This is a genomic window from Arthrobacter sp. YAF17, assembly GCF_052113365.1.
GTDB lineage: Bacteria > Actinomycetota > Actinomycetes > Actinomycetales > Micrococcaceae > Arthrobacter.
The window spans coordinates 140,127-149,159 of record NZ_JBFRDB010000006.1 but is presented as its reverse complement, the minus strand read 5'-3'; the positions used below and the strand labels follow the sequence as shown (position 1 = coordinate 149,159).

8 protein-coding genes are annotated in these 9,033 nt (G+C 68.7%); 4 read left to right on the top strand and 4 right to left on the bottom strand.

Annotation, left to right across the window (positions count from 1 at the left end):
* From AB4Y67_RS07470 to AB4Y67_RS07455, 4 genes are all read right to left on the bottom strand, one after another.
* The coding region (locus AB4Y67_RS07470; RefSeq protein ID WP_441405146.1) for a PTS fructose transporter subunit IIABC at positions 1–2,046 on the bottom strand (2,046 nt) is incomplete at its 3' end.
* Positions 2,047–2,048: 2 nt separating this feature from the next.
* The gene (locus tag AB4Y67_RS07465; protein ID WP_441405145.1) at positions 2,049–3,035 is read right to left on the bottom strand and encodes a 1-phosphofructokinase family hexose kinase; all 987 of its coding nucleotides are present in this window, start codon (positions 3,033–3,035) and stop codon (positions 2,049–2,051) included.
* On the bottom strand, positions 3,032–3,835 hold the full coding sequence (locus AB4Y67_RS07460) for a DeoR/GlpR family DNA-binding transcription regulator (protein WP_441405144.1): 804 nt from the start codon (positions 3,833–3,835) through the stop codon (positions 3,032–3,034). The genes AB4Y67_RS07465 and AB4Y67_RS07460 overlap by 4 nt, the downstream gene beginning before the upstream one ends.
* Before the next feature lie 480 nt (positions 3,836–4,315).
* Positions 4,316–4,579, bottom strand: coding sequence for a DUF6458 family protein (locus tag AB4Y67_RS07455; protein ID WP_066433102.1), 264 nt, complete (start codon positions 4,577–4,579; stop codon positions 4,316–4,318).
* Positions 4,580–5,087: 508 nt separating this feature from the next.
* Between AB4Y67_RS07455 and AB4Y67_RS07450 the strand changes: the two genes are divergently transcribed.
* The 4 genes from AB4Y67_RS07450 to AB4Y67_RS07435 all read left to right on the top strand — a co-directional run bounded on the left by AB4Y67_RS07450 (position 5,088) and on the right by AB4Y67_RS07435 (position 9,018).
* A complete protein-coding gene (locus AB4Y67_RS07450; RefSeq protein WP_441405143.1) occupies positions 5,088–6,305 on the top strand; it encodes a beta-ketoacyl-[acyl-carrier-protein] synthase family protein in 1,218 nt (405 codons plus the stop codon).
* Positions 6,306–6,314: 9 nt separating this feature from the next.
* Positions 6,315–6,950: an alpha/beta hydrolase gene (locus tag AB4Y67_RS07445; protein WP_441405142.1), complete on the top strand. Its 636-nt coding sequence runs from the start codon at positions 6,315–6,317 to the stop codon at positions 6,948–6,950.
* 138 nt (positions 6,951–7,088) lie between these two features.
* Positions 7,089–8,123 (top strand): LacI family DNA-binding transcriptional regulator, encoded by a 1,035-nt coding sequence (locus AB4Y67_RS07440; protein ID WP_441405141.1) that lies wholly within the window; start codon positions 7,089–7,091, stop codon positions 8,121–8,123.
* 157 nt (positions 8,124–8,280) lie between these two features.
* Positions 8,281–9,018 (top strand): HAD family hydrolase, encoded by a 738-nt coding sequence (locus AB4Y67_RS07435; RefSeq protein ID WP_441405140.1) that lies wholly within the window; start codon positions 8,281–8,283, stop codon positions 9,016–9,018.
* Positions 9,019–9,033 lie beyond the last annotated feature (15 nt).

Genomic DNA, 9,033 nt, shown 5'->3' with positions numbered 1-9,033 from the left:
CTGCTCCACCGTATCAACCGGCTTCTTAACCGCGTAGCGCTTGAGCCCGATCACTGCGAAGGCACTCACGACGGTTCCGGCCGCGATGGCGACGACGAACATCAGGAAGTTGTCGATCGCGAAGAAGACGAAGATTCCGCCGTGCGGGGCCTTCGACCCCACGCCCGCCGCCATCGAGATGGCGCCGGTCACCGCGCCGCCGAGCATGCTGGCGGGGATGACCCGCAGCGGGTCGGCCGCGGCGAAGGGAATGGCGCCTTCGGAGATGAAGGAGGCTCCCAGCAGCCAGGCGGCTTTGCCGTTTTCCTGTTCCGCGAGGCTGAAGAGCTTCTTGTTCAGCACGGTAGCAGCCAATGCCATGGCCAGCGGCGGAACCATGCCGGAAGCCATGACGGCTGCCATGATCTGCCACGGGGCCTGGTTTTCGATGGATGCTGCGCCGAGGCCGGCGACGGCGAAGGCGTAGGCAACCTTGTTGACCGGGCCGCCGAGGTCGAAGCACATCATCAGGCCGAGGATGATGCCAAGGGCGATGGCGCTGGCACCGGTGAGGCTGGACAGGAACTCGTTGAGCCCGACAGTGACCGCCGCGACGTACCTGCCCAGGAACACGAAGAGCAGGCCTGAGGCAGCGATGGACGCCACGAGCGGGATAATGACCACCGGCATCAGGCCGCGCAGCCAGCGGGGAACGGTGAGCTTGCCGATCGAATGTGCCACGTAGCCGGCGATCAGGCCACCCACGATGCCGCCGAGGAACCCTGCTCCCATAAAGACGGCCACGGCGCCGGAGACGAAGCCCGGGGCGATGCCCGGCCGGTCGGCGATGGCGTAGGCGATGTAGCCGGCCAGCGCGGGCACGAGGAAGCCGAGGGACAGGGCGCCGATCTTGAAGAACACGGCACCGAGGAAGGCGCCCAGCGGGCCCCAGGCGAGTTCCGGGTATTCGGTGGGCAGGTTGAAGAGGCTGTTGTCCGCAAGGATCTTGTCCGCGAAAGCCGTGATGTCGTAGCCGCCCAGCAGGAAGCCGAGGGCGATCAGCAGACCGCCGCCCGCGACGAACGGGATCATGTAGCTGACACCCGTCAGGAGCGCCTTCTTCAGCTTCGTGCCGATGTGCTCGCCCTTTTCCTCGGCGTTGTGTTCGGCCTGGTCCTCCGCGAAGTGCGGGACGCGGCGGGCGTGCGGGTTGTCCGCGGCGGCGAGAGCTTCCGCGACCATCTTGTCCGGCTCGTCGATGCCGCGCTTGACGGGAGCGTTGATGACCGGCTTGCCGGCGAAGCGCTCCTTGCCGCGCACGTCCACGTCCACGGCGAAGATCACTGCGTCGGCGGCGGCGATCACGGCGGGGTCCAGTGCCTTGGCACCGGAGGACCCCTGGGTTTCCACCTGCAAATCCACGCCGACTTCCTTGGCCGCGGCGACGAGCGAGTCGGCGGCCATGTACGTGTGGGCGATGCCGGTGGGGCAAGCGGTGACCGCAACGAGGCGCTTGGGACGCGGCGCCCCGGCCGTTTCGGGCTCGGCGGATGCGGCTGCTGCGGTTGCGCCGGCCGCGGTTGCTGCGGCCGCTGCCGGGGCCTCCGCGGCGGGCTTGTCGGCGAGGGCGCCTTCGACGAGCTCGACGACCTCGGCCTGTGAGCCGGCGGCGCGGAGGGCCGCGGTGAAGTCCTTTTTGATCAGCGAGCGGGCGAGCTTGGAGAGCAGCTTGAGGTGCTCCTGGTCCGCGCCTTCGGGGGCCGCGATGAAGAAGATCAGGTCCGCGGGGCCGTCCTTGGCGCCGAAGTCCACCGGCTGGGACAGCCGTGCCATCGCCAGCGTGGGCTCGGTGACCGCCGTCGAGCGGCAGTGCGGGATCGCGATCCCGCCCGGGACGCCGGTGGCGGTCTTGGACTCCCGGGCGAAGGCGTCGGTGAAGAGGCCTTCGACTTCGGTGGCGCGTCCGTTGGCTGCAACTCTGCCTGCCAGGTGCCGGATCACGTCCTCGGGCGAGCTGCCCAGGTTCTGGTCGAGCTCGACCAGTTCGGTAGTAATGAGCTGAGTCACTGTCAATCCTTCCGGAGGGCCGTGATGGTTACGGCATCGGGGGTGGTTTGGTGGACTGCCGGGACTGTGGAGCCCGGCAGGGAGGCGGCGGCGGCACCGTGGGCCACCGCCTGACGGAGGCAATCGGCCGGGGCGGCGCCCTGGCTGGAGGCGAGCAGGTAGCCGGCCAGCGAGGAATCGCCGGCGCCTACCGTGCTCACCGCAGTGACCGGCGGGTGCGTGGCCAGCCACGCGCCGTCGGCCGTCACAAGCACCGCACCCTTGGAGCCGAGCGTTGCCAGCACGGCACCCACCCCGGAACGCACGACGGCGGCGGCGGCCACCGCGGCAGCCTCCGGATCCGCTTCGAGTTCCTCGGCGGACTTGTGCGTGGCGAATCCGGCTGCGGCAGCCAGTTCCACCAGTTCCTCGGCGTTGGGTTTGAGGAGATCCGGTTTCCCCAGCGCATCGCCGGAGATCGCGGCGGCGAGCGGTTCGCCGGAGGAGTCGACGGCGATGAGGGGAGCCTCGTTGCCGTGATCCAGGGAACGCAGCCGCCGGGTGACGGTGGCGTAGAAGTCGGCCGGGACCCCGGGTGGGAGCGATCCGGCCAGCACAACCCAACTGGCGCCGCGGGAGCGGTCCAGCAGCAGTCCGATCAGGGCCTCCTGCTGGTCCGCGCTCAGCACCGGGCCGGGTTCGTTGATCTTGGTGGTGACGCCGCCGGGCTCGGTGAGTGCCACGTTGCTGCGCAGCGGCTCGCCGATCGGGAGGGCGGAGAACGGGACGTCGCCTGCCCGGAGTCCGGCGAGGACGGGGTCCGCCTCGGCCCCGGGCAGCACGGCGACCGTTTTGAGTCCCGAGGCGACGAGCGCCCGGGAGACGTTGACTCCTTTGCCGCCGGATTCCTGCCGGACGGAGACGGCCCGCTGGACTTCCCCGCGGAGCAGGGGGCCCGGCAGCGCCACGGTGCGGTCCAGGCTCGGGTTGGCGGTCAGGGTGACAATCATGCGACCACCACCTCCACTCCGGCGTCCGCCAGTGCATCGGCCAGGTCCTGGCTGGGTTTCGTGTCAGTGATCAAGGTGTCCAGATCTTTCAACGAGGCGAACTGGACCAGGGTCTCGGCGTCCAGCTTGGAGGCATCAGCCAGCACCACAATGCGGCGCGCTGATTGGACGAAGGCAGCCTTGACAGCGGCTTCTTCAGGATCGGGAGTGCTCAGCCCGAAGGCTGCGTGGATGCCGTTGGTGCCGATGAAGGCGATGTCCGGGCGGATCCGGCGGGCGGCTTCGACGGTGGACTGGCCAACGGCGGCCTGGGTCAGCCCGCGGACCTTCCCGCCCAGCAGATGCAGGGCGATGCCGGGTTCGGCGGACAGCCTGGCCGCGATGGGAAGGGAGTGGGTGATGACCACAAGTTCCGCGGCCGGGCCTGAAATGGACGTGGCTGCTGCCGTCCGGGCGGCCAGGAGTTCCGCGAGGGACTCGGTGGTGGATCCGGCGTCGATCAGGATGCTGCCGGTGCCGTCCTGCGGGATGAGTGCCAGGGCGGCTTCGGCGATCCGGGTCTTTTCCGGCTGCCGCTGGTCGGTCCGCACGAGGATGCTTTCCTCATTGGTGCTGAAGCGGTCCGGGGACACCGCGCCGCCGTGGACCCGGCGCACACTGCCGGCGGCTTCGAGGGCGGCGAGGTCCCTGCGGACAGTTTCGGTGGTGATGCTGAAACGCTCGGCGAGGTCCGTGACGCTGGCACGGCCGCTGGCAGTAATGAGCCCAACAATCAACTGTTGGCGTTCCTCGGCGAACACTGGCTCTCCCTTGCGTCAGTACTGCTGGCCTTCCTGCCACTTTCAGTGATAGCCATCACAGCGAGTGGAGTTGATTGACTTTATCTTTGAATCTGTGGCTTTGTCAATGAAAAACAACATGAACGCAGAAAGCTCATCTCGCCTCCCGTGGGACATGTCCAGTTTTCGCGGCGGGGAGTGGGCAAATTGGCACTATGTCCATCCGTGGCCATGCACGCTGGGCATGTGCCGGGCGCGGCCCGGGGGTGGGCGGGCCTGGGGTTGGTGAACCACGGGACATGTCCAGTTTTCGCGGCGGGGAGTGGGCATATTGGCACTATGTTCATCCGCGGCCATGCACGCTGGGCGTGTGCCGGGCGCGGGCCGGGGGTGGTCGGGCAGGGCGGGGAGCGCGGAAATGCCGCACGCCGGGCCAGACGTGAAGTCCGGCCCGGCGTGCGGGTCGTTCGGCCGGCGCGTGGTGCGTGGTGCGCCATGGGGCTAGATGCCGGCGTCGCGGCTCTCGTTGCGGGTGATGGTCTCGCCGGTGTTCGGGTCCACGACGGAGCGGGTTTCGCTGACCCGGCGGGTGCGGCTGCGGCCCGGGGAGGCCAGGACCAGGGAGGCGATCAGGCCGATCACGCCCACCACCATCAGGATGTAGCCGACCATGGTCTGGTCCACGTTCGGAATCAGTCCGGGGGCGATGGCCCAGGCAAGGATGGCGCCGAGGGCGATAAGGAAGATGGAGGAACCGATTCTCATGACTTGCTCCTTGTGTCCGGTGGGACGGATAGGTATTGCTAAGCATGCTGTCCAGCGTCACGCTACATCCCGATGCGGGTTGTTTCAACGATCTGGGCGGCGCCACTCCGGCCAGTTTTCGCACGTCAAAGTGTTTTCCGCGGCGGTTCCGGACAGTCGCGGCGCGAATCCGGCGTGCGCTTGTCTGATTCCGCAGCGGAACTCCGCCGGGGAGCGCGGGCGGCTCGGCGCGGGGGATCGCACGTACTCTTAAAGGGTGCATAGGGCGGACGCCATGCTCGCCGCCTGCACGCACGCCCGACGCCGCTCCTCACTCCCGCACGCCACCACACCACCGCAGGCACGCCCGACCCAGCCACCGCCCGACCGCACGCACGCCCGCCCGACGCCGCTCGCACCACCGCACGCACGCCCGACCCGCCACTGCACTCACCCCGACCCCGCCCCGCACGTCCGGCCCCGCCATCCCGCGGGTTACCCGAGGGGCCTCACAGAGATACCGGTACCCATGCCTGAAGCCCCCAGAGTCGTTGTCACCGGACTAGGCGCGGTGACCCCTGTCGGCGGGACCGCCCCCGAGACCTGGGCCTCGCTGCTGGCCGGTCGCTCCGGAATCGTGGCGCTCGAGGAGGACTGGGCGCAGGGCCTCCCCGTCCGCATGGCTGGCCGGGCGGACATCGACGTCGCATCCCGGCTCACCACCCACGAATTCAAGAGGATGGACCGGTGCGGACACCTGGCGCTGATTGCAGCCCGGGAGGCATGGGCGCAGGCCGGCCGTCCGGAGACTGACCCGGAGCGCCTGGCCGTGGTGATCGGCTCCGGCTACGGCGGCCTGGACACCACCCTTGACCAGGCCCGGACGCTGGATGCCAGCGGCCCGCGCAGGGTATCCCCGCACACCCTCACCCGCATCATGACCAACGCCCCCGCGGCCTGGGTATCCATCGACGTCGGCGCCAAAGGCGGCGCAAGGACCCCGGTGAGCGCCTGCGCCTCCGGGGCCGAGGCCATCTCCCAGGCGGCCGACATGATCCGCGCCGGCGCGGCGGACGTGGTGATCGCCGGCGGCGTGGATTCCTGCATCAACGGACTGATCCTCAGCGGGTTCGCGCAAATCCGTGCCCTCTCCACCCGCAACGGGGACCCGCAGGCCGCATCCCGGCCCTTCGACAAGGACCGGGACGGCTTTGTTCTCGCCGAGGGCGCCGCGATCCTGGTCCTGGAACGGGAAGACCACGCCCGCGCCCGCGGGGCGGACATCCTCGGCATCGTGGCCGGAACCGCGGTGACGTCCGACGCCGTCGACATCGTCGCCGCTGATCCAGCCATGCAGCGCCGGGTTATGGAAAGGGCGGTCGCGGCCGCGGGGCTGGGTCCGAAGGACATCGGTCTGGTCCACGCCCACGCAACGTCCACTCCCGTTGGCGACCGGCTGGAGGCGGAAGCCATCAAGGACGTGCTCGGAACCCAGGTCCCCGTCACCTCCACGAAATCCCTCACCGGGCACCTGCTCGGCGGCGCCGGTGCGCTCGGCGCCATCGTTATGGTCCAGGCCCTCAAGACGGGGGCGTTCCCCGGCACCAGCAACCTTGACGAGCCCGACGGCGGGATCGACCTCAACCTCATCCGGGGAACGCTCGAGGGCCAGCAGGCCAAGGCAGGCATCGCCAACGCATTCGGATTCGGCGGGCACAGCACCGCGCTGGTGATCACCGAAAGCTAGGCTGTCCCGATGGAGACAGTCGTCTGGTCCAAGCCGGAACACGAACGCGAGGGCACGCCCCTGCTGGTGATGATGCACGGCTACGGCCGGGATGAATCGCGGATGACGCAACTGTTCGGCTCTCTGCCGCCCGCTTTCACCTGCGCCGCGCTGCGCGGACCCAAAGTGATCGGGGACGGCTACGGCTGGTTCCTGCTGGACTACTTCCTGACCCACGACTTCGCCGACGTCATCGCCTCCACCAACGCCGTCTTCGGCTGGATCGAATCCGTCAAAGCCCAGCACAGCAGCGTCAGCCTGTTCGGCTACTCGCAGGGAATGGCCATGGCCAGCACCCTGCTGCGGCTGCGGCCGGAACAGTTCCGGGCCGTCGTCGGGCTCTCCGGGTTTGTCCTGGAAAACGAACTCCTGGCGATGAGCGAATCGTTCGAGTCCCGCCCGCCCTTCTTCTGGGGCCGGGACCGCGACGACGTGGTGATCAACGACGCCGCCACGGAACACACCGAAGAGTGGCTCCACGAGCACACGCAGCTCACGGCGCGGACCTACCCCGGAATGGGCCACTCCATCTCGGCCCCCGAACTGGTGGACGTCAGCGCGTTCCTCCGCCACTACGTGCTGCGGCCGGACAGCGGAGCGGCATAGCCTCCGCTGGGCCGGCGCGGCAGGGCCAAAAGTCCCCTAACTTTGTTTTTCCACTTGCGCGCCAATTTTGTAAGCGTTTACACTCGACGTGGCCATGTTCACGGCCCACTACTTCAGGGGGAAGAAAGGGCTGAGCCCGTGCTGCAGGCCATAGCGCCACGCGCCACCATCCAGGACGTCGCCGCACTCTCCGGCCTCTCCATCTGCACCGTCTCCCGGGCACTCCGGAATCTCCCGAACGTCTCCGCCGGCGCCCAGGCCAAAGTCAGCGACGCCGCCGCCAAACTCGGGTACAAAGCCTCCCCGGCCGCTGCCCGGCTGGCCGGCGGCACCACCGGTTCCGTCGCCATCATCGCCCCCACGGCCACCGCATGGTTCTTCGCGCAGGCCGTGGAAGCGGCGGAGGAAGTGTTTGCCGGCGCCGGCTACGACACCGTTCTGATCAGCCTCCGGAACCGGCCCAGCGTGCACAGCAAGCTCTTCGGCGACCTCGCCGGGCTGTCCCAACGCGTGGACGGCATCCTGCTCCTCAATATCGCCCTCAGCGAAGCCGAACTGGCCGCCGTCGCCGCCTCCGGGCTGGCCGTGGCCAGCGTGGGCATGCACGACGTGCCCTGGGACAACGTCGGAATCGACAACGCCGCAGCGGCCCGCGCCGCGACCGAACACCTGCTGGACCTGGGCCACTGGGACGTGGCCATGCTCTCCGGCCGCGAGACCGGCGAGCCCTCCCTGATCACCGCCAGCGAGCGGCTGCGCGGCTTCGAACAGGCACTGAGCGCGCACCATGTGACGGTCGATCCGGACCTGGTGCTGGAAGCCGGGTCCAGCATTGAAGGCGGCCGGCTGGCCATGATCGAGCTGATCGAAAACCGCCGGATGCCCTCCGCAATCGTCGCCGGCTGCGATGAAACAGCCTTCGGCGCCCTCATGGCCCTGAGGGATCACGGTTTGTCTGCGCCCAAAAACATGTCCATCATAGGAATAGACGATCATCAGATGAGCTGGTTCCTGGGCTTGAGCACCATCTCCCAGCCGGTAGCCGACCAGGGCGCATTCGCGGCCAACCTGCTGATTGACAGACTCCACCGCTCGGGACTTCCAAATCCTCCGTCCAGCCACGTGCTGGAGACCAAGCTGATAGCGCGCAAGAGCACCCGCCGCCGTCGTTGACCAGCGACCGGCCAGCATCGGGCCAGCGACAGGCCCGGCACCCGGCCCGGCCGCCGGACTGCCGCGGCCCCGAGGGTCCCCACGCCACGCTGCCGGCAATCCGGCCGCCCACCGATTTAGAAACCGACTTAGATACCGCCGCCTGAAAGGACAATCCATGACTGAGATTTCCAACAGCACCCCGTCGAGCTGGACCAGCGCCTCCGCCATCCTCTTTGACCTCGACGGCGTCCTGACGCCCACCGCGATCGTGCACGAGCGTGCCTGGCAGGAACTCTTCGACGGTTTCCTCGCGACCGTTCCCGAGGCGCCCGGCTACCGCGAAAGCGACTACTTCGACCATATCGACGGCAAGCCGCGCTTCGACGGCGTCCGCGACTTCCTGGCCTCCCGCAGCATCGTGCTGCCGGAGGGCCCGCTGGATGACGACCCGGCGCACGACACCGTCCACGGCCTGGGCAACCGCAAGAACAAGGTCTTCAACGACATCGTCGACGCCGGCGGCGTCAAGCCCTACGAAGGCTCCGTGCGGTTCATCGACGCCGTGCTGGCCCGCGGTCTTAAGGTCGCCGTCGTCTCCTCCTCCCGTAACGCCCCGGCCGTGCTCAAGGCGGCCGGACTCTCGGACTACTTCCCGGTGGTGGTCGACGGCGTCGTCGCCGTCGCCGAAGGACTGCCCGGCAAGCCCAGCCCGGCAACCTACGAGTACGCCGCCCGGCTGCTGGGCCTGCCCAGCGAGGACTGCGTCGTCGTCGAGGACGCCGTCTCCGGGGTCCAGGCCGGAGATGCGGGAAGCTTCCACTCGGTGGTCGGCGTGGACCGCGGCGCCGGCCGGCAGACCCTGCTGGCCGCGGGAGCCACCCTCGTGGTCAACGACCTCGACGAGCTCCTCTAGCACTCCGCTTCCGCC